19 protein-coding genes and 3 pseudogenes are annotated in these 20496 nt (G+C 40.6%); 5 read left to right on the top strand and 17 right to left on the bottom strand.

Features of this window, described 5'->3' with window-relative positions; all coding sequences use genetic code 11:
* The 4 genes from speB to ACU8V8_RS05205 all read right to left on the bottom strand — a co-directional run bounded on the left by speB (position 1) and on the right by ACU8V8_RS05205 (position 4267).
* The gene (gene speB / locus ACU8V8_RS05220; protein ID WP_290210747.1) at positions 1-924 is read right to left on the bottom strand and encodes an agmatinase; all 924 of its coding nucleotides are present in this window, start codon (positions 922-924) and stop codon (positions 1-3) included.
* Between the two features lies 1 nt (position 925).
* A complete protein-coding gene (speA, locus tag ACU8V8_RS05215) occupies positions 926-2839 on the bottom strand; it encodes a biosynthetic arginine decarboxylase (RefSeq protein ID WP_290210746.1) in 1914 nt (637 codons plus the stop codon).
* Between the two features lie 197 nt (positions 2840-3036).
* Positions 3037-3498, bottom strand: coding sequence for a GNAT family N-acetyltransferase (locus tag ACU8V8_RS05210; RefSeq protein ID WP_290210745.1), 462 nt, complete (start codon positions 3496-3498; stop codon positions 3037-3039).
* Between the two features lie 148 nt (positions 3499-3646).
* Positions 3647-4267 carry a sulfotransferase gene (locus ACU8V8_RS05205; protein WP_290210744.1) on the bottom strand — a complete coding sequence of 207 codons (621 nt, stop codon included), beginning with the start codon at positions 4265-4267 and terminating at the stop codon, positions 3647-3649.
* 278 nt (positions 4268-4545) lie between these two features.
* On the opposite strand from ACU8V8_RS05205, the pseudogene cysZ reads away from it, so the two are divergent.
* Positions 4546-5254: pseudogene (gene cysZ, locus ACU8V8_RS05200) on the top strand (sulfate transporter CysZ).
* 39 nt (positions 5255-5293) lie between these two features.
* Here the strand turns inward: cysZ and ACU8V8_RS05195 are convergent.
* The 13 genes and pseudogenes from ACU8V8_RS05195 to hemA all read right to left on the bottom strand — a co-directional run bounded on the left by ACU8V8_RS05195 (position 5294) and on the right by hemA (position 17140).
* Positions 5294-5647 (bottom strand): YkgJ family cysteine cluster protein, encoded by a 354-nt coding sequence (locus tag ACU8V8_RS05195; RefSeq protein ID WP_446889023.1) that lies wholly within the window; start codon positions 5645-5647, stop codon positions 5294-5296.
* A 47-nt stretch (positions 5648-5694) separates the two neighbouring features.
* Positions 5695-6780, bottom strand: a complete 1086-nt coding sequence (gene rlmM, locus ACU8V8_RS05190; RefSeq protein WP_290210742.1) for a 23S rRNA (cytidine(2498)-2'-O)-methyltransferase RlmM — start codon at positions 6778-6780, stop codon at positions 5695-5697.
* Between the two features lie 38 nt (positions 6781-6818).
* Entirely contained in the window at positions 6819-7187 is a 369-nt protein-coding gene (locus ACU8V8_RS05185; protein ID WP_290210741.1) for a DUF423 domain-containing protein, read from the bottom strand.
* Positions 7188-7207: 20 nt separating this feature from the next.
* The gene (locus ACU8V8_RS05180) at positions 7208-7834 is read right to left on the bottom strand and encodes an alpha/beta family hydrolase (RefSeq protein ID WP_446889022.1); all 627 of its coding nucleotides are present in this window, start codon (positions 7832-7834) and stop codon (positions 7208-7210) included.
* Position 7835: 1 nt separating this feature from the next.
* A complete protein-coding gene (locus ACU8V8_RS05175; protein ID WP_290210738.1) occupies positions 7836-8732 on the bottom strand; it encodes a transcriptional regulator GcvA in 897 nt (298 codons plus the stop codon).
* 121 nt (positions 8733-8853) lie between these two features.
* The gene (kdsA, locus tag ACU8V8_RS05170) at positions 8854-9708 is read right to left on the bottom strand and encodes a 3-deoxy-8-phosphooctulonate synthase (RefSeq protein ID WP_290210737.1); all 855 of its coding nucleotides are present in this window, start codon (positions 9706-9708) and stop codon (positions 8854-8856) included.
* A gap of 9 nt (positions 9709-9717) precedes the next feature.
* Positions 9718-10971 (bottom strand): DUF819 family protein, encoded by a 1254-nt coding sequence (locus tag ACU8V8_RS05165; protein WP_087534245.1) that lies wholly within the window; start codon positions 10969-10971, stop codon positions 9718-9720.
* 17 nt (positions 10972-10988) lie between these two features.
* Complete coding sequence (locus ACU8V8_RS05160) at positions 10989-11816, bottom strand: tetratricopeptide repeat protein (RefSeq protein ID WP_087534244.1); 828 nt, start codon at positions 11814-11816, stop codon at positions 10989-10991.
* A gap of 125 nt (positions 11817-11941) precedes the next feature.
* Positions 11942-12316, bottom strand: coding sequence for a SirB2 family protein (locus ACU8V8_RS05155; protein WP_290210736.1), 375 nt, complete (start codon positions 12314-12316; stop codon positions 11942-11944).
* Positions 12317-12352: 36 nt separating this feature from the next.
* A pseudogene (locus ACU8V8_RS05150) lies at positions 12353-13895 on the bottom strand (DUF3369 domain-containing protein).
* Between the two features lie 50 nt (positions 13896-13945).
* Positions 13946-14788, bottom strand: a complete 843-nt coding sequence (gene prmC / locus ACU8V8_RS05145) for a peptide chain release factor N(5)-glutamine methyltransferase (RefSeq protein ID WP_446889021.1) — start codon at positions 14786-14788, stop codon at positions 13946-13948.
* A gap of 2 nt (positions 14789-14790) precedes the next feature.
* Positions 14791-15876, bottom strand: coding sequence for a peptide chain release factor 1 (prfA, locus tag ACU8V8_RS05140; RefSeq protein WP_290210734.1), 1086 nt, complete (start codon positions 15874-15876; stop codon positions 14791-14793).
* A 7-nt stretch (positions 15877-15883) separates the two neighbouring features.
* Complete coding sequence (gene hemA, locus ACU8V8_RS05135; RefSeq protein WP_290210733.1) at positions 15884-17140, bottom strand: glutamyl-tRNA reductase; 1257 nt, start codon at positions 17138-17140, stop codon at positions 15884-15886.
* 147 nt (positions 17141-17287) lie between these two features.
* On the opposite strand from hemA, the gene lolB reads away from it, so the two are divergent.
* From lolB to ACU8V8_RS05115, 4 genes and pseudogenes are all read left to right on the top strand, one after another.
* Positions 17288-17821 (top strand): lipoprotein insertase outer membrane protein LolB, encoded by a 534-nt coding sequence (gene lolB / locus ACU8V8_RS05130; protein ID WP_446889586.1) that lies wholly within the window; start codon positions 17288-17290, stop codon positions 17819-17821.
* Positions 17814-18694, top strand: a pseudogene (ispE, locus tag ACU8V8_RS05125) (4-(cytidine 5'-diphospho)-2-C-methyl-D-erythritol kinase). Before lolB ends, ispE begins: the two are co-directional and overlap by 8 nt.
* A gap of 76 nt (positions 18695-18770) precedes the next feature.
* Positions 18771-19718 (top strand): ribose-phosphate pyrophosphokinase, encoded by a 948-nt coding sequence (locus tag ACU8V8_RS05120; RefSeq protein WP_290210730.1) that lies wholly within the window; start codon positions 18771-18773, stop codon positions 19716-19718.
* Positions 19719-19868: 150 nt separating this feature from the next.
* On the top strand, positions 19869-20486 hold the full coding sequence (locus ACU8V8_RS05115; protein WP_290210729.1) for a 50S ribosomal protein L25/general stress protein Ctc: 618 nt from the start codon (positions 19869-19871) through the stop codon (positions 20484-20486).
* Positions 20487-20496 lie beyond the last annotated feature (10 nt).

Here is a 20496-nt window from a genome sequence, read left to right as displayed (position 1 = left end):
TCAGTACTTATGTTTTAACGTCCATAAATGCAGTAATTCATTAGCAATGGTCGCAGCTGCAATTGCAGTGAGCTCACTTTGATCATACGACGGCGACACTTCTACAACATCCATTCCTACCATATTTATGCCCTTGAGTGCGCGTATAATTTTCAGCACTTTGTCGCTGGTCAAGCCGCCACACACTGGCGTCCCAGTTCCGGGCGCGAATGCAGGGTCTAAACAATCAATATCAAAAGTAATATACACAGGTAACTCCCCCACCCGCGCTAAAATTTGCTCAGCAATCACTTGCGCCGATAAATCATTTGCTGCCATCGCATCAATGACTGCAAATTCATGTTTACTTTGATCAAAGTCAGTACGAATACCGATTTGAATGCTGTGCTCTACATCTATCAGCCCCTCCATAGGCGCATGATAAAACATAGTGCCGTGATCATAACGCGAGCCATTACTGTAGGTGTCGGTATGCGCATCAAAATGCACTAAAGCCATTTTGCCAAAGCGTTTAGCGTGGGCACGCAGTAAAGGCAAAGTAACAAAATGATCACCCCCTAGGCCGAGTAATGTTTTACCCTGACGTAAAATTTGCTCCGCGGCTAATTCAAGCTGCGCAGTAAAATACTCAGGGTCGCCAACTGGGTAAGTAAAGTCCCCAGCATCTGCTAATTTTAAACGTTCAAACAAAGGAAACGTCCAAGGGTACTTAGTTTCTTCCCACGCTAAGTGCACCGATGCACGACGAATTGCGTCAGGCCCCAGACGTGCCCCTGGGCGACCCGATGTCGCCAAATCAAACGGCAAGCCAAGCACCACCACATCTGCATTGATATCAGTAATATTTTGTACCATAGGCTGACGCAAAAACGTCATGCCGTTGGAATATAACGAATGATCAGTATGATCAAACAAGGTGGTCATATTAAAGCTCTTCTAAATATGTATAACCGTCTAAGCCCGCTTGCAATTCATCAAGCACACTTTGCTGTTCGTTTACTGGAAGTTTACTCACCACCAGCTGTGCATAAGAAGACTGAAAGCCTTCAACATCAAGATGAACATAGCGCATCATATCTGCCACCGTGTCACCTTGGTTAATCTCTACAATACGGGCGTCGCCATGTTCATCCATAGTGATCATGGCACTGTGAGTATCACCAAATAAATTATGCATATCTCCTAAGATTTCTTGATATGCGCCCACCAAAAAAAAGCCCATTAAATACGGTTTTTCAGCACAAAATTCCGGAACGGGTAGTGTACTTTCAATACCTTGACCATCCACATAATGCTCAAGCGCACCGTCTGAATCGCAAGTGATATCCAATAATACGGCTCGTTTTTTTGGTGCCTCTGTTAAACCACTTAATGGTAATACCGGAAACACCTGATCAATCCCCCACGCATCAGGTAATGACTGAAACAGTGAGAAGTTAACAAAAAACTTGTCCGCTAACCGCGCATTAAGTTCATCAATAATGGGCCGATGAAAACGGTTTTTATTATCCATGTGTTTATTAAGCTCGTAACACACTCTTAAGTTAATTTGTTCAGCCCACGCGCGTTGAGTTAAATCTAATAAGCCCATTGCAAATTGGTTATGCGCTTCAGCTAAATCACTTTGGCTATCGTGATAAATTTCAATTAATGCACGGTCATCAGTAAGTACATGTAATTGCTGCCACGACTGCCACATATTTTTCAATAATAACGGTGCATCGGCTGTTGGTGCTTGAATATCCTCGGGTACATAGCTTTCAGTGCCAATGACATTCGAAATAAGCACCGCATGGTGCGCCGTTAGTGCACGGCCAGACTCTGATATAATCGTCGGAAATGGTTGCTCATACTGCTTACAAATATCGCCAATGGTATACACGATATTATTAGCATACTCACCTAAGCTGTAATTCATCGAGTTATGTGATTGACTACGCGTGCCGTCGTAATCAACAGCTAAACCGCCACCTACATCTAAACATTCGATTTGTGCACCGAGTTTACGTAATTCACAGTAGAATCGTGCCGCTTCACTTACGCCAAGACGAACATCGCGAATGTTAGCCATTTGCGACCCTAAATGAAAATGCACTAACTGCACTAAATCAAGCTGATCAGTTTCTTTTAAGCGGTTCACAACATGTAATACTTGCGAAGCCGATAAACCAAATTTTGACTTTTCACCACCGCTCGCTTGCCATTTTCCCTTGCCTTGCGACGCTAAACGTACACGAATACCAATACGCGGTTTTACGTTAAGCTCTTTTGCTTGGCTAAGTACCATGTCCAGCTCTGATAGTTTCTCAAGTACGATATACACTTTGTGGCCTAACTTTTCGCCAATCAGTGCAAGGCGCACATATTCTTTATCTTTATAGCCATTACAGACAATCACTGCACTGGTTTTTTCAGCTAATGCTAAAACAGTCAATAGCTCAGGCTTACTCCCCGCTTCAAGACCTAGTTGTTTCTTTTCAAGATAAGCTTGGCTTGCCACTATTTCTTCAACTACTTCTCGTTGTTGGTTTACTTTTATTGGATAAACTAATAAATAATCTTTAGGGTAACCATAGCTTTCGATTGCGGTATTAAATGCAGCACATAAACTGTGTACACGGTGATGCAAGATTTGTGGAAAGCGCACCAAAGCAGGTAAACTAACACCTTTATCTTCAAGTTGTTTGGCGATATCAATTAATGCTATGGTTTGCTCTGGGGCATCAGCCTTTGGCGCAACATACACATCACCTTGATCATTTATACCAAAAAAACCTTGGCTCCAATGACGAACATTGTAACTCGTGCGAGCTTGTTCTAGTGATGTTGTCTCTTTCATTTATCTTTCTCTCTTATTTAATGATGCCAAGAACAAACTCGGCGAATTGCGCGCATTAAAAGAAAAAAGGAAGATTAAGTCCAACAAGTATTTTTACTCGTAACGAGTGATATTTAACATCTTGGATTCACTGGGAGGATTAGGAGAGTGTTTGGTGCTTAATAAAGTATAAGCACCATAATAAAACCATAAAAACTTTACTGATTTAGGCCAAGTTCCATAAATAAACTTTGAGGATTTTCACTGTAATTGCCAAATGGTCCGCAAGATTTAAACCCTAAGTTTTCGTATAAATTAATCGATTTTGTTTGTTTTGGGCCTGTTTCCAAACGGATCAAAGGAATTTGCTCTTCCCCTGCATGATGCAACAGAATTTGCATAATACGACGAGACAACCCTTTACCACGGTAGCTTGGTTTAACATATAAACGGCGAATTTCACCGTAAGGCGGGTTATCAAATTGTTTAACGATAGCGCCACACGCAACAATGCCATCCTCGTTTTTCAAGCCTATCGCATATACGTTATCTTGATTTAATTGTTCAACACTAAGTGATTGCGCTGTGGCCACTGGGTACAAGGAGCAAATAAGTCGGTCGATATCAGCAAAAACATTAATCACATCCTGGTCATTGGGGTTTAAATCGACTAACTGCATAGAACATCTCAATTTTTATTAAAATTTTGTTGTCAAACTATACCGAATTGTAACAAATGAACAACCTTGTTCGGCCTGTTTTTTACCACTTTAAACTTATTACTTTGATATACAATGCAAATAGTGCCGTGATAAAGAGGTGTACTGTTCAGGCATAATCAAAAAACTTTCTATGTTCAACGCCAGCTAAGTTCGCATTTACTTTATTCGGGTGCTTATATTCGCGCCAATTAGCCACATTACGGCCAACATTCAATTTCGAAAAGTTAGCCTCCCCGTGTATGGGTAAACCTAAAAATTGTTTTAATGTTAAAAGGCTTCCTGGCTCGCTAACATCAATTGTTAAAAAGTCATCGCGGTCTTTAAAATATTCGAATACCTCTTGCTGATGCCCAAAAAAGTGACGAGTCAGCGTTGTTGTACACAACGGATGAATAGCAGGAAAGGTCAGATGAAAGCTTCGCTTAAGGACTGGGCTAAAGTGCCCATTAATTAGTTCAAGATGGGGGGCCATTTTTTCAAGCAACATGGTGATTGACGGTAGCCACTTTTCTACATCACGGCTCAAATAGACAAATTTTGAGCCGGGGAATAACTTATCTAAATGCATATAATCACTAAAACAAGGAGCATCTGATATTGCATCTGCCACTTCAAACGCTTTTTTAGTAAAAGCAGTATGAGCCACTTTTAAACCCAATTCTAATAAAGCGACACTCACACTGGTTGTGCCGGTTCTCGGTAAGCCAATAATAAAAATTTTCGACATGCTCTGTGCTCAAAGTGAAGGCATATTAGTATATCGGGATCATCGAGTTAAACCTACTAAACACTAAAATAAAAGTGTTTAGTAGGTTTAAGCCGTTATAAGGATTTTAGTATTTTTTAAATTATACACCATTAAAAATTACTACTATTTATACAGCTGCTTCCTTAAAGAAAAAACACTTTGTTACTTAAAAGTGCTGTTCAAAAAATCTGAGCAATTTATACTTCGCTTAATGAGAAAAATAATTTGAGGTATTTTTTGTGCAGTTTACCCAAGGTATGGAATACTTTTTTTCGGGCTTTAAGTTAATCACCCAAAAAGGTTTAAAGCGCTTTGTGCTTATTCCTCTGTTAATCAATATAGTGCTGTTTGGTAGCTCACTATTTTTTTTATACGGCTGGCTAACTGATGGTTTTACTTATTTAACCAATATGCTACCTAGCTGGTTAAGCTGGCTTGAGTGGTTAATGTGGCCTATTGCTATATTAGTCATTCTATTTAGTTACAGTATGTTATTTACAGTTATTACTAACTTTATTGCCGCGCCCTTTAATGGCTTACTCAGTGAAAAAGTTGAGTTGCATTTAACTGGACAAAAAATTAATGATGATGGTTTAGCTGATATTGTTAAAGATGTGCCACGAATGCTTGGTCGTGAGTGGACGAAGCTTTGCTATTATTTACCAAGGGCTATCGGCTTTTTTTATCTTGCTATGGGTGTTGCCTGTAATAGGCCAAGTCTTGTGGGTAATGTTTACATGTTGGATGTATGCCGTGCAATACAAGGATTATCCATTTGATAACCATAAGATTAGTTTTAACAAAATGAAAAGTGATTTAAAACAAAAGCAAACTCTTTCATATGGATTCGGTTTAGCTGTTATGTTGCTTACCGCCATTCCTATCGTGAATTTGATTGTCATGCCGGTCGCTGTGTGCGGGGCAACACGTTTATGGGTAGACCAATACCGTCCTAAATACCGCTAATAGCATGACCCACAGGGGACGTTAAAGTCCCCTCAGTTTTTATACCAAAACTTGTCGCGTATTGGCAATAAAGTGGTGTACTTCACGTTCTATTTTTATGTCTACCGGTTTTTCTGGTTTACGATCATTTGGACACGGCATCCGAGGAGTAGTACCAAATAAGCGGCAAATTAATGGGCGCTCATCATAAACAGTGCAACCTTTAGGACCAAGATGCACACAGTTAAAATCATTTAGCGCCGCTTCATGCTCTGCATCTGTTTTTACTGGTAATCGAGACATTTCTTCAGATGAAGTTGTCACGGGGCCACAGCAATCATGACACCCTTCAACACATTCAAACTGTGGTATATTAGCGCGTAATCGTAAGATTACTTTTTGGTTTTTATACATCAATTTTTACCTTTATTTAGCCAGTATTCATGCCGCACTAAAATTAATTAGCTATATAGGCTTTGCGGCACTTTTGTCACGTTCAGGTGTACTGTGATCTCTTCTCTGTCATGATATAAATGCTTAGCTTGTAGCTCATAGCTAATACCATATTTTTCAAGCTCTTCTTTGATCATGGTTAAGCATTCATACACACTATCAAAACGCTTTTTCATAGGGAGTTTCAAGTTAAATATGAGCTCTTTAGCATAAGCGTTAACTGCCCAATCAATCATTAGACTGGTTACTTTAGTTGGCTTTTCTACCATATCGCATACCAGCCAAGTGATGTTTCTTTTTTCTGGTCGGTATTTAAAGCCATCAACACGAAAATGCTTAACTTGACCTGTTTCCATTAAATCTTCGTTCATTGGGCCATTGTCTATGGCGCTAACAAACATGCCACGGCGCACTAACTGATATGTCCAGCCACCGGGGCATGCACCAAGATCAACACTGCGCATGCCAGCTTGAACACGTGCTTCGACCTCATTGGGTGGAATAAACACATTAAACGCTTCATCGAGCTTTAACGTTGAGCGACTTGGGCCATCACTTGGCATCCGCAGTCGTAATATACCCATAAAAAATGGTGAATTATTATAGCTGTACGAATGACCCACATAAGCTGTGTTATTAGTTAAGAACATAACATGCATAACTGGACGGTTAGCTTTGGGTTCACGTAAAACAGTATTTTGTTTTTCCAGCGCTTTTTTAAGTGGTGTAGATATTTTTTTGCAGAACGTTAATAGCTCTTTGCCTTCGTTAGTATCTGGCGTCTCTACACGTAGCTCTGAACAAAGTGGAAAATCAGCTGCCGCTTTTACGATTTCACCCACTCGGTCTTCAACGGGCATATTTTCAAGTAAAGTGCCGGCAAACCACTGACGGGCAAAGACCATATTTTTAAAATCAACTTTTTTAATGATTTCGTCGCTGTGCTGCGCTTCAAAACATTCATAAATAACATAACCAGTATTAGGTTTTGCCTTAACATAGCCTGCAAAGCCTTGCTCTGCGGCATGAAATGTTATTTCTGCAGCGGCATCATTTTCAAACCCACTACGACAGTAAATCACTACACTTGACATAAAAACCCTTTAATTGCGCGTTCGCGCGATTCTCTCTATTAAAATTTAAACCGTGCTACTTGCACCAATAAAATAATCCAACCAATGATAAAGCAGACCCCGCCAAGTGGTGTAATTGGCCCTAACCACTTTTGGCCTGTAATTGCTAATAAATATAAACTACCGCTAAACAGCACAATACCAGCAATAATAAACCAACCAGCCCAGCTTATGTTAATACCCCATTTAATTAAAATAGCAATCGCAATCAGTGCAAGGCCATGGACCATTTGATACTCAGCAGCTGTTTTAAATACGCCGATAGCATATTCAGAAACCCGACTTTTTAAACCATGGGCGGCAAATGCGCCAAGTACCACTGATAGCATACAAAACAGGCTACCCGCCATTAAAAATAATTTAATCATCTACTTTACCTTTAATTCAACTAACAATACTGCTTAATAAATTTACTTGCGTGCTCTGCCGCTACTTGTAAATTTTGCTCAAGCGTCATGCCACTTTTTTTTCGTGGTTTTAAAGAATGGTCGCCATCTGTTAACCAGACAAATTCAGGGCGTTTATCAAGCGTTAGTACATTTAACTCTTCACGACTGCCAAATGTATCTCGCTCACCTTGAAGCACCAAAAACGGGCATGATATTTGGCCGAAATGCTCAATACGCAATTTCTCGGGCTTACCCGGTGGATGAAATGGGTAACCAAACGCCAACACACCCTTGATCTTTTTATTTGTCTCACATACCAGCATTGAGGCCATTCTGCCCCCCATTGACTTACCACCTATAAATAATGGCAATGTTGGCTCTGTTTGTTCAATTACTTGGGCAAAATAAGCGAGTAATTTAGGAGCTCGCTCAGGCGGTCTGCGCTTATTCGTTTGCTTGGCGATTTGCATATATTCAAAATCAAAAAGCCCAACATTAATACCTTGCTCGGCTAGCAAATTTGCCATCTGTTGCATAAATTCAGAGTCACTGCCTGCGCCTGCACCATGAGCAAAAATAAACTGTGCGTGGGGAGCCTCTTTTGCTTTTATCCATTGTATTGCCATTTTAAAACTCTTGTTCTTGCTCTACTAAATCAAGCATCCACTCTTTAAAGGAGACTATTTTACCCAGCTCTGATTGTGATTCACGGTTAACCAAGTAATAGGCATTTTTACTTTCTAAACTATGGCTAAAGGGGATCACCAAACGTCCGGCATCTATATCTGGTTTTGCTAAAACACTGTTACCAATTGCAACGCCTTGGCCATGTACCGCAGCTTGGAGCACCATAGAAGAGTGGCTAAAAATAGGGCCTTGGTTCACCTGTACATTACGAACACCGGCGGTTTTCATCCAGGTCTTCCAGTTTTTTCTCGTAGTATCATGCAACAAAATGTGATTAGCTAAATCGCTTGGTTGATCAAGAGGTTTAGGCCCTGTTAGCAACATAGGGCTACACAAGGGTACCAGGTATTCGGTGTGCAACTTATGGGTTTGTACGCCGCTCCAATGACCGCGACCATAATATATAGCTACGTCAACATCATCAGAGAGCGAATTTTCGTCTTGATCTTGCGCCTTTATTCGTACATCAATCTCAGGGTGTAACTCATTAAATAAACTAAGCCTGGGTACTAACCACTGAATTGCAAAACTTGGCGTTAGGCTTACTGTTAGGGAACCTTTCGCACCTCGCGCTAGCAGTTTTTCTGTCGCATCGATTAATTGGGTAAAGATTTCTTTTATATCTAAAAAGTAACCCTGCCCTTCCTCGGTCAATAACAACGAGCGGTTTTTACGCAAAAACAGCTTTAAACCAAGGTGTTCTTCAAGTGTTTTAATTTGATGACTCACCGCAGCCTGAGTGACATAAAGTTCTTCAGCTGCTTTGGTGAAGCTCAAATGGCGAGCAGCTGCTTCAAATGCTTTTAGGGCATTCAATGGCGGGACGCGACGAGACATATTAACCACTCTTAGAATTAGTTTTTCTTATGAGTAGATTATATACGTCAACTTCCAAGCTGTATATTCGAGAGATAAAAAAAGCGACTTTATAAGCCGCTTTGTTTATCAAATTTTGTAATTATAAATCGCTGGCACTGGTATCCAGTGGTGCAAAGCTTTTAATTAAATCATCAACCGCTTTCATTTGGCTCAAATAACCTTCTAATTTACTCAATGCAAGGGCACAAGGTCCATCGCATTTTGCTTCATTAGGATTAGGGTGAGCTTCAATAAATAACCCAGCTAGTCCTAATGCCATGCCGCTGCGTGCAAGTTCAGCGGCTTGTGCTCGACGCCCATCAGCAGAATCTGCACGCCCACCAGGACGCTGTAAGGCATGAGTGGCATCAAAAATAACCGGTGCCATAGGCTTCATGTCATCCATGCCAAGCATATCAACAACTAGGTTGTTATATCCAAAGCTAGAGCCACGCTCACATAGTGCAACATTATTATTGCCAGCCTCATTGAATTTAGTAATGATATGGCGCATTTCATGGGGCGCTAAAAACTGTGGCTTTTTCACATTGATCACAGCACCTGTTTTTGCCATTGCAACAACAAGGTCTGTTTGACGCGCTAAAAAAGCAGGCAGCTGAATTACATCAACTACTTCAGCTACGGGTGCTGCTTGATGCGGCTCATGTACATCGGTAATTAAAGGTACGTTAAAGGTTTTTTTGATTTCCTCAAAAATCTTTAGTCCTTCTTCCATACCTGGGCCGCGGTATGAGTTGATTGACGAGCGGTTTGCTTTATCAAATGACGCCTTAAATACATACGGTATATTCAGTTTGCTGGTAACTTCTACATAGTGTTCAGCAATGCGCATGGCTAAATCACGCGACTCTAATACGTTCATACCACCGAACAACACAAACGGTTTGTCGTTTGCAAGTTCAATGTCGTTAATTTTAATTAAATGATTGTTCATCGTTAGTCCTTAAGGTGCAACTGCTTGCATCATTAATCCACAAATATAAGCCATATAAGTACCCACACCGTAACCCATTACCGCTAATAATACACCCACTGGCGCAAGTGACGGGTGAAAGGCCGATGCGACCACAGGTGCTGATGCGGCTCCGCCAACATTCGCTTGTGAGCCAACGGCCATATAAAACAAGGGGGCTTTAATAATTTTAGCTACAATCAGCATCAAGCTGGCATGAGTTAACATCCAAATTAAGCCGATAACAAAATACATAGGCGATTCAAGAATAGCTGTAATATTCATGTGTAAACCAATTGAGGCAACTAAAATATATAAAAAGCTCGACGCTACTTTAGATGCTCCAAATGATTCAATATGGCGTACTTTAGTAAAAGATAAACTAATACCTATGGTTGTTGAGATAACAATTAACCAGAAAAATTTACTATTTAAGCTGTACTCTTGTGCCCATGGGAAATTCGCACCAAAGAAAGGCCCTAAAAAGTCAGCACAAAAATGGGCTAGCCCCGTAATACCAAATGCAATGGCAATAATCGTCATATAATCGTTGAGTGTAGGCATACGTGCATGTTCTGCATGATACTTCTCTACACGATTTTTTAAGTCTTCAATTGCACTGGTATCAGCCCCTGTTTTAGCGTCAATCGCTTTATGGTTAGCAGCCATTAATAATAATACCGCCATCCATAAGTTTGCCACAATGACATCCACCGTGACCATCGCAGAGAATATGTCGCCGCCAACATCAAACATTTCTTTCATCGAGGCTTGATTTGCACCGCCACCGATCCAACTCCCTGCGATAGTCGTCATTCCACGCCAAACAGCATCAGGGCCGTGGCCACCTACCGCATCAGGATAAACCGCACTCATTACAAGTATGGCTAAAGGCCCACCAATAACAATACCCACCGTGCCGGTTAAAAACATGATAAGGGCTTTGGGGCCTAAATTTATGATTGCTTTTAAATCAATACTAATTGTCAGTAAAATTAAGCACGCTGGTAATAAGTAGCGCGAGGCAACGTAATACACGTTAGAAGAATGGCCATCAACAATACCAAATGTATTCAGTAGCGAGGGTAAAAAATAGCACAGCAATAATGCAGGGACATATTTGTAAAACTTTTTAAGTGCACTATTTTCACTATGTGATGTTTTAAAAATAAAGCCGAGAATTACAGCGAGTAAACCAAATACAACAGCATCATTGGTGATCAATGCAGTATGGGTGTCAGCCATGTTGATTCCTTAAAATTTTAGTGGTGAGTTTTATTATTATCTTCGAGTTCTTCAATCTGGTGTTGAATAATTTCAATGGCCGGATCATCTGGGCATTCATCTATGAAGAATTGCAGATCATCACGTGCCATTTTCGGGCAATCTAGTTGGTTGAGCAAGTAGCCACGATCGCGACGCTCATACGGATCGTCACCCAACATTTCCATCAGCATTTCTACACATGTTAAAGCATGACCAAATTTATTTTCGCTTATAAACGCCCATTTTTGCTGGGCTAAATAAAGCTTATAAACATCTTCATCAAAGATGAGTTCTAACGGCTCTTGCTCATCGCCATTTTCTTCACTGGCATTTTCAGGAATGATATACCAACTTTGCTGCCCTGAACTAGGCTCTAATACGTAGCCTTCTTCATCGCTAATGGCAACATGAACGTTCACGTCGTTATTAGAAATACACACGCTAGCATCATAGTCCGCATGCTGTAATAAGTGACACAACAAAATACCCAAGGTCGTTGGTGAGCCACTACGCATAGCCAATGTATAGGTAAAGCTATTTAAGGTGTATTCAGGTACTTTTAAGCTAGATACACTAAACATCCACTTGGTGTAAAACATATCAAGTAGGGTATCAAGTCGGTCATGAATATCGTCTTGTTGCTGGCACAGCTCAGTAATTTGGTTTTCAAATTCACTTAGGGTAGCAAAGCTTTGGCTTAGGTGGGCCTGTGGATCCCATTTAGCTTCTGCGCTTATACAACGATACAAAGCTGCGGGAACAAATGCATCATAATTTTCATCTTGATAGGTTTCGTTTTCATCTTCAAACCAAGGTGTGGTCATTAATACTGCAACATCTGTTATTAATACGAAGAGTTAGTTTACCTAGTTTTTAGCCCAGTTACCAACGCGTTTACAGCCCAAAGGTATGAAGATTTACCGATGAGCTGGTTTTACTGGATATTTTATTAAAGTAGCAACGCGGTTTTTGTCACAGCCAGCTTACCTATTAACGCGATCACACCGGTTGTAATAATCAAAAAGACTAATTTCGCTGCTATTGCTTTTTGCTTGCTGGCGATAACGCCAAAAGCGATATATGCGATCACGAGAATAATTTTCTCTAATAGCCACATTTGTTCCAGCGGGTTTATTTTCGCAATGGCCATTAAAACGATTGCTGAGATAAGCAAAAATGTGTCTGTTGCATGGCTACCAATAAATACCACTTTATTTTTAGCAATGGCACCACTGCCAATACGTGAGAACGATCGTACATAAAATAAAAGTATACTTAAAACGGCGATTGCCATATGTGTGTGTTTTACTGCTAAATAATCCATATTGCCCTATCTTAGTTTATAAAAATGACGGTGTAATTAATCTGGGTATAACGCTAATATTTTCTCTAATTCATCTACTTGTTGATTAAATACATCAACTAATTTCGGCTCAAAATGCTTGCCTTTTTGCTCGTTGATTTCACTCACAACGGCCTCAACACCCCACGCTTCTTTGTAACAACGCTTATGGCGAAGTGCATCGTACACATCGGCTAATGCCACAATGCGACCAAATATATGAATGTTTTCACCTGCTAATCCCTGTGGATATCCGCTGCCATCCCATTTTTCATGATGATCACGGGCTATCTCAGCTCCCGCCTTAACAATATCGCGTTTCGACCCTTTTAATATTGTATGACCTTTTTCAGTATGGGTTTGCATTATTGCCCACTCTTCAGTAGTTAGCTTGTCAGGTTTATTTAAAATAGCATCGGGTATACCGACCTTACCTACATCGTGCAACGGTGAAGCTAAGCGAATTAATTCAGCTTCTCGCTTTGATAAACCATAGCCCAAGGCCAATAAGTTACATATATGCGACACGCGCTTAACATGATTGCCAGTCTCAGTTGAACGTTGTTCGAGCGCTTCACTTAAGCGCAAAACGAGCTCTTGTTGCGTGGCTTCAACTTCTGACTGCAATTGCACATTTTCATACGCTAGCTGTACATTTTGTGAAAATATTTCAATCAAATGACGTTGAGTATCTGTTAAATATTGCGGAATTCCTGAAATGAACAGCATTGAATTATGGTTATATTCACTGCAACAATAGGCGAACAAGTAGTTATTTTTATAAACAATTGTTTTATCTTGCAATGCTTGTTTGCATGCAAGTAGTTGCTCATTATCAAGCACGTCTTCAATTGCTTTACCTTCGCTGCGTTCAAAGTCTCCTCGGCCAGAAAAAACAACTAACTTTTTTTTGATTATCGTCTGGGTTACTCGCCACTAGGCTGGTTGCATACATCGCTTTATCAACTGTCCCTAACAAAGAGGTTAACTGTTGCATAACCCCTTCGATGAAGTTTTCTAGTGAATGAGCAGCAAAGATATCTCTTGAGGCTTTAATTATTTTTTCGAGCCCTTGGCGAGATTGCTCAATTGATAAAATATCGCGATAAGAACGTAAGCTCGACATCACCACAGTAAATAACTTTTGTGCGGTAAGCTCTGTCTTCGATTTATAATCGTTTATATCATAATTAACAATCACTTGGCGTTCAGGAGCCTGCCCTGGCTGACCGGTGCGGAGAATGATTCGGATATGATTATTTTTTGCTGTTTCGCGGATATACTGGGCGACTTTCAAACCTGCATCATCTGTTTCCATGACCACATCAAGTAGCACAATTGCTGCATCAGGGTGATTATCGATCATTGTTTTGGCTTCTTCACCAGAATAAGCACTAATAAACTCTAAGCGTTTGTCTTGAAATTCAAAGTCACTTAATGCCAGTTTAGTAACCGCATGTACTTCAGGTTCATCATCAACAATAATGACTTTCCAGGTTCCCTGAACAATATTACTTACTTCTTCTTGTGGCTCATCCGAAAACAAAAAATCATTCATCACATTGGGTCCTTAGAAGGCAGTTACATTTTATTCTCACAGCGCTTTGTTGTTTATTTTGGCCACTGTGCGAACGTTACACGATCATTATTTGCTAAATCTTTCACTGTAAGTATATTTGTATACGCCATTTGTGCAAAAAAACTATGCACTTTAATACTTTGTTGATAACCATGCTCAAACAGTAGATAGCCATTTGGCGCTAAATAGTTCCTCGCTTGAGTGATAATATGCTTAATATCAGCCATACCATCATCATCAGCAACCAATGCTGATAGAGGTTCAAAACGAACATCCCCTTGGGTTAGATGTTCATCATTGTGCTCAATATAGGGCGGGTTACTTACTATTAAATCAAACTTTTGATTACTGACTTCACTAAACCAGTTACTTTGTAAAAAAGTAACGTGCTGCAAACCTAATCGCTGTTTATTTATTGTCGATAATGCAACCGCTTGCGCTATGCGGTCAACCCCTGTGATTTGCCAATTTGCTTTTTCAGAAGCCAATGCCAAAGCAATTGCCCCTGTTCCCGTGCCTAAATCAAGAACCTTGGCATTATCGTTAAGCGGTAAATCAAGTGCAACTTCAACTAAAGTTTCGGTATCTGGACGAGGTATGAGCGTGGTGGCATTAACCTGCAGTGACAAACTCCAAAACTCGCGTGTGCCAGTAATATGCGCAACAGGCTCCCCCTTTAAGCGGCGCTGACAATAACTATCAAATAATTGTTGTTGTTGAACAGTTAGCTGTTTTTCAGGCCAAGAAAACAAATAACTTCGTGGCTTTTGTAATACCTCAAGTAATAATACTTGCGCATCTAACTTGGCGCTGTCAGTGCTATTTTGCAAAAGCAAAGTAGCACTGTGGATAGCCGATTCAACCGTGTCTGTCACCGTTATTCATCACCCATCGCAGCGAGTAAATCAGCTTGGTGCTCTTGCATCAGCGGCTCAACAACACAACCTAAGTCACCAGCGATCACTTCGTTTAAACGATACAGTGTTAAGTTAATGCGATGATCAGTAATTCGACCTTGTGGGTAGTTATAAGTACGAATACGCTCTGAACGGTCACCACTTCCCACTAAGTTACGACGTTCAGAGGCTTCTGCCGCGTGACGTTTTTCATCTTCAGCTTGTTGTAAGCGAGCAGCAAGTACTGACATCGCTTTAGCACGGTTTTTATGTTGTGAACGCTCATCCTGACACTCCACCACAACACCTGTTGGAATGTGCGTGATACGTATTGCTGAGTCGGTTTTATTAACATGCTGACCACCGGCACCTGATGCACGAAACGTATCAACTTTAATATCTGCGGTGTTTATTTCAATGGCTTCCGCTTCAGGAATTTCGGCCATAACAGCTACCGTACACGCAGAGGTATGTACACGTCCTTGCGATTCGGTCTCTGGTACACGCTGAACACGGTGCGCGCCTGATTCAAATTTTAGTTGGCCGTAAACACCTTCACCGCTGATGTTTGCAATAACTTCCTTAAAGCCGCCGTGCTCACCTTCGTTCGTACTAACAACTTCGACTTTCCATTTTTTAGTTTCAGCGTAGCGGGTATACATACGGAACAAATCACCTGCAAATATGGCCGCTTCATCTCCCCCGGTTCCTGCTCGCACTTCTAAAAATACGTTATTATTATCACGCGGATCCTTTGGCAGCATTAGCACTTGAATTTGATCTTCAATAATTTGAATTTGTGATTTTGCTTCTTTGTATTCTTCTTGCGCCATTTCACGCATATCAGGGTCAGAATCTTTTAGCATTTCTTCAGCGGTAGCAACATCGTCTTGTGACTGTTGGTACGATAAAAACGCTTTTACAATTTCTTCCAGCTCCGAGTATTCTTTTGAAAGAGCACGAAAGCGATTTTGATCGCTGATAACAGAGGGGTCACTTAGCAGCGCTTGCACTTCTTCATAACGCTCAACTAAGGTTTCTAATTTACGATAAACGGACTCTTTCATGTAACTGCTATTCCTGATCAATACCTAACATTTTCTTTAATTGGCTTAACTGATCAACTTCACCTTTTTTCGCCGCATCTTGAATTGCACGGGTAGGCGCGTGCATTAAACGGTTGGTTAATTTGTTGGCCAGCTCTAAAATTACTTTTTCTGCATCTTTTCCGGTTGTTAATTGGCTGATAGCCTTATCAACCAGCTCAGACTTTATATCTTGTACATCTTGACGATAACTGCGGATTAGATCGACAGAATCAAGTGAACGCATCCACATTGCAAATTCAGCACTGCGATGAGTAATAATATCTTGTGCTTCTTCTGCCGCTTGCTCGCGTGAGGCGATATTCTCGCTCACAATGGCTTGTAAGTCATCAACGGAATACAAATAGGCAGCATCAAGCTCCCCTACTTGGCTTTCAATATCCCGGGGAACCGCAATATCTATAAATAACATTGGTTTATTACGACGTTGTTTAAGCGCTTGTTCCACTACACCTTTACCAATGATAGGCAAAGTACTAGCGGTGGAACTAATAACTATATCAGCTTGGTGCAAACGCTCAGGTAATTGTGCTAACGCGATTACATCAGCTGATACGTCTTGAGCTAAAGAACGAGCTCGTTCTATTGTGCGATTAGCAACGGTTATTTGCTGAGGTTCGTTTTGATATAAGTGTTTAGCAACCAATTCAATGGTTTCGCCTGCGCCGATAAGCAACACTTTAGTCTTATTTAGTTTTCCGTATATATGCTTTGCTAAATTAACTGCGGCATATGCAACAGATACAGCGCTTGCTCCAATGTCAGTTTCAGTGCGCACTTGTTTTGCCACTGAAAACGTTTTTTGAAATAAACGGTCGAATACCACATCAACAGAGTTGTGGTTTTTTGCACTATTATACGCCTGTTTTATTTGGCCAAGTATTTGTGGCTCACCTAAGACAAGCGAATCTAAGCCGCAAGAGACGCGCATCAAATGGTTAATGGCTTCGTTATCTTGGTGGCAATATATATTATTGCTCAGTTCTTGTTCATCTAAACCATGGAAACTGGCTAACCATTGCAACAGTATTTGGGAATTTTGCTGAGCAAGGCTACAATAGATTTCTGTACGGTTACAGGTTGATACGATAACCGCTTCATTAAACTGATCATGATCACTCAATTGCTGTAATGCTTCTGATAATTGCTCAGGTGAAAATGCGACTTTTTCACGCAGTTCTACAGATGCGGTTTTATGATTAATACCAAGTGCTACTATGGTCATATGTGCCAAATATTGCTAAGCCATGCTCGAAAGGCAGTAATTTTACCAAAAATCATTGGAATATGGAAAGTAAGGAACGACATTTGATTCGACTATATTTGATTTTACTCACATTTTTTTTTATTTTTAAGTGGTTGCGCACAGCAAATTGACCCCCAAACGTCTCTTTATGTTGATTGGAAAGCAAAACTTTTAGCGCAAAATACATGGCAAGTTGAGGGGAAACTGGCATTTATTAGCCCCGATGAACGTCAATCAGCTAATTTAAATTGGCAACAACAAGATGACTTTAATGAACTGATACTCACTACTTTTATTGGCACTCGCGTATTAGCACTTAAGCAAGATGTTCAAGGCGCAGAGCTTGAGTATGACGGTGATACTTATCACGATACAAATGCAGCACAATTATTAAATCGTTTAACTGGATTTACTATCCCAATGGACAGTGCCGATGATTGGCTTAAAGGCACGGTTTCGAATGAGTCTTTGCAAGTAGATGAGCTTGGACGCGCAAAGAATGTAATGTGGCAGTCTCTCAACGGTCAAAAATGGCATATTAGCTACGGTGATTACCAACAATATGCAGGATTTTGGTTACCAAAAAAACTGACTTTGAAACATCAAAACATCAAAATAAAAATTCAATTATACCAATGGTACTTCAACAAACATGACTAATAGCACACTAACTCAATTTTCATTATTAGCCCCTGCTAAACTCAATTTATTTTTACATATAAATGGTCGTCGTGATGATGGCTATCATGAACTTGAAACCCTGTTCACATTTTTAAATTATGGCGATCAATTAGAATTTACTTTATTAAAAACCAACGCTATTGAGTTAACTGGTGACACTGAAAATATCCCTTTAGCGGACAATTTGATTTATAAAGCAGCTGTATTATTGCAAAAGCATACAAAAACCAGCCTTGGTGCAAAAATAAATTTAACTAAAATTTTGCCAATGGGAGGCGGTGTTGGTGGTGTTCCTCTGATGCAGCAACCACCCTTTTAGCCCTCAATACATTATGGCAGTGTAAGCTTTCTCTTACTGAATTAGCACATTTGGGCGTGACCCTTGGTGCAGACGTTCCTGTATTTATAAATGGTCGAAGTGCCTTAGCACAAGGGATTGGTGAGAAGTTGGTCGACGTTGAGCTTGCACAAAAATGGTATTGTGTGGTTCATCCAAGTGAGCATGTTAGTACCGCTAAAATTTTTACTCACCCAGATTTAACACGTAACACACCAAAGCTCAAAGGTGATTGGCAACAGCAAGTTTTACGTAATGACTGCGAGCCATTAGTTAAAAAGCTCTGCCCTGAGGTTGAAAAAACCCTCCAGTGGTTGCTAAAATACGCCCCGTCTAAGATGACTGGCACTGGCTCATGTTGTTTTGTTGAATTTGCAACGCAAATAGAAGCACAACATGTTCTTGAAAATCTCCCCCATAATTGGGACGGTTTTATTGCCAGTAGCGTTAATACCTCTCCTGCCCATACGCAGTTGAACGCGATTCATTTAAGCAATCAAGTAACGTACAAGTAAAATACAATGTAAGTTAACAAATGACGCAATTGCCTCGTTTGTTAGTCCCAAAATTCAGTGCCTGAGGAACCCTACCGTGCCTGACATGAAGCTCTTCGCTGGTAACGCAACACCTGAGTTAGCTCAAAAAGTTGCAAAACGTTTATATATTGAAGTAGGCGATGCTGTTGTTGGCCGTTTTAGCGACGGTGAGATCAGTGTTCAAATTAATGAAAATGTTCGTGGCTCGGATGTTTTTATTGTGCAATCAACCTGTGCCCCAACTAACGATAACCTAATGGAGTTAATCGTTATGGTTGATGCATTACGTCGTGCGTCTGCAGGACGTATTACAGCCGTCATTCCTTATTTTGGTTATTCTCGTCAAGACCGTCGTGTACGTTCTGCTCGTGTGCCAATTACTGCAAAAGTTGTTGCTGATTTCCTATCAAGTGTAGGTGTTGACCGCGTTCTTACGGTTGACTTACACGCAGAGCAAATCCAAGGCTTCTTTGATGTGCCAGTTGATAACGTATTTGGTAGCCCAGTATTATTGGAAGATATGAAGGAACGTCAATTTGATGATGTTGTTGTTGTATCTCCTGATATTGGTGGTGTAGTACGTGCCCGTGCTATCGCTAAACTACTCAACGATACTGACCTTGCTATTATTGATAAACGTCGTCCACAAGCAAATGTTTCTCAAGTAATGCATATTATCGGTGACGTTGAAGGCCGTGACTGTATCATTGTTGATGACATGATCGACACCGGTGGTACTTTATGTAAAGCAGCTGAAGCATTAAAAGAACATGGCGCTAAGCGTGTTTTTGCTTATGCAACACACCCTGTTTTATCAGGTGCTGCAGCAGAGAACATTCGTAATTCAGTCATTGATGAAGTAATTGTTACCGATTCAATCCCATTAACTGAAGAATTAAAAACAATTGACAAAATTAAAGTACTGACATTGGCAGATATGCTTGCTGAAACGATTCGTCGTATTAGCAACGAAGAGTCTATCTCTGCGATGTTTGAACATTAAGAACACTTTTATTAGTGATTAAAGCGCCTAAATGGCGCTTTTTTTTACCCCTGTGTTTCTTTTGCTAATAGGTGGTGGTATGATAGCGCGCCTTTTGGCTAGGGACCTTGGTCGCAAAGGCCCTAACACTTTTAAATTACTGGAGACATTATGTCTAATACAACTTACACTTATGACGCTGAACTTCGCGTAGAAACTGGTACTGGTGCGAGCCGCCGCCTACGTCGCGAAGACAAAGTACCTGCAATCCTATACGGTGCAGATAAAGAAGCAGTAGCGCTTACTCTTGCTCATAAAGATATGATCAAAGCACAAGAAAGCGAAGGTTTTTACACTCACATTCTTACGCTTAACATTGGCGGCGAGTCTGTTGAAGCTATCTTAAAAGATATTCAACGTCACCCATTCAAGCCAAAGCTTACTCACCTTGATTTCCAACGTGTTGACGCTACTCATAAGCTTCATACTAAAGTTCCTCTTCACTTCATCGGCGAAGATAAAGTAACTAAACTTGGTGCGACTGTTGTTCACCAGTTAACTGAAGTTGAAATCACATGTCTTCCAAAAGCACTTCCAGAATTCGTTGAAGTTGACGTTTCTGACCTAGTAGCTGGTGATTCAATCCACCTTTCTGAACTTAAACTTCCTTCTGGCGTTCAATCAGTTGAACTTGCTAAAGGTGAAGGCCACGATCAGTCAATAGTTACTATTAAAGCTAACAAAGCAGCTCCAGCTGAAGACGAAGAAGCTTCAGACGCTGCAGAATAATATTTAAGGT

This window comes from Pseudoalteromonas sp. SaAl2 (assembly GCF_052947895.1).
The sequence above is the reverse complement of the archived record's forward strand: the minus strand, read 5'-3'. Positions and strand labels throughout refer to the sequence as shown.

Coding starts and splice junctions, on each gene's coding strand:
- ACU8V8_RS05115 (WP_290210729.1), top strand. CDS start 19,869: ATGTCTAATACAACTTACACTTATGACGCTGAACTTCGCGTAGAAACT.
- speB (WP_290210747.1), bottom strand. CDS start 924: ATGACCACCTTGTTTGATCATACTGATCATTCGTTATATTCCAACGGC.
- ACU8V8_RS05205 (WP_290210744.1), bottom strand. CDS start 4,267: ATGTCGAAAATTTTTATTATTGGCTTACCGAGAACCGGCACAACCAGT.
- ACU8V8_RS05160 (WP_087534244.1), bottom strand. CDS start 11,816: ATGACCACACCTTGGTTTGAAGATGAAAACGAAACCTATCAAGATGAA.
- kdsA (WP_290210737.1), bottom strand. CDS start 9,708: ATGAACAATCATTTAATTAAAATTAACGACATTGAACTTGCAAACGAC.
- ACU8V8_RS05180 (WP_446889022.1), bottom strand. CDS start 7,834: ATGGCAATACAATGGATAAAAGCAAAAGAGGCTCCCCACGCACAGTTT.
- prfA (WP_290210734.1), bottom strand. CDS start 15,876: ATGAAAGAGTCCGTTTATCGTAAATTAGAAACCTTAGTTGAGCGTTAT.
- speA (WP_290210746.1), bottom strand. CDS start 2,839: ATGAAAGAGACAACATCACTAGAACAAGCTCGCACGAGTTACAATGTT.
- ACU8V8_RS05195 (WP_446889023.1), bottom strand. CDS start 5,647: ATGTATAAAAACCAAAAAGTAATCTTACGATTACGCGCTAATATACCA.
- ACU8V8_RS05165 (WP_087534245.1), bottom strand. CDS start 10,971: ATGGCTGACACCCATACTGCATTGATCACCAATGATGCTGTTGTATTT.
- hemA (WP_290210733.1), bottom strand. CDS start 17,140: ATGACCATAGTAGCACTTGGTATTAATCATAAAACCGCATCTGTAGAA.
- ACU8V8_RS05175 (WP_290210738.1), bottom strand. CDS start 8,732: ATGTCTCGTCGCGTCCCGCCATTGAATGCCCTAAAAGCATTTGAAGCA.
- ACU8V8_RS05155 (WP_290210736.1), bottom strand. CDS start 12,316: ATGGATTATTTAGCAGTAAAACACACACATATGGCAATCGCCGTTTTA.
- rlmM (WP_290210742.1), bottom strand. CDS start 6,780: ATGTCAAGTGTAGTGATTTACTGTCGTAGTGGGTTTGAAAATGATGCC.
- ACU8V8_RS05185 (WP_290210741.1), bottom strand. CDS start 7,187: ATGATTAAATTATTTTTAATGGCGGGTAGCCTGTTTTGTATGCTATCA.
- ACU8V8_RS05210 (WP_290210745.1), bottom strand. CDS start 3,498: ATGCAGTTAGTCGATTTAAACCCCAATGACCAGGATGTGATTAATGTT.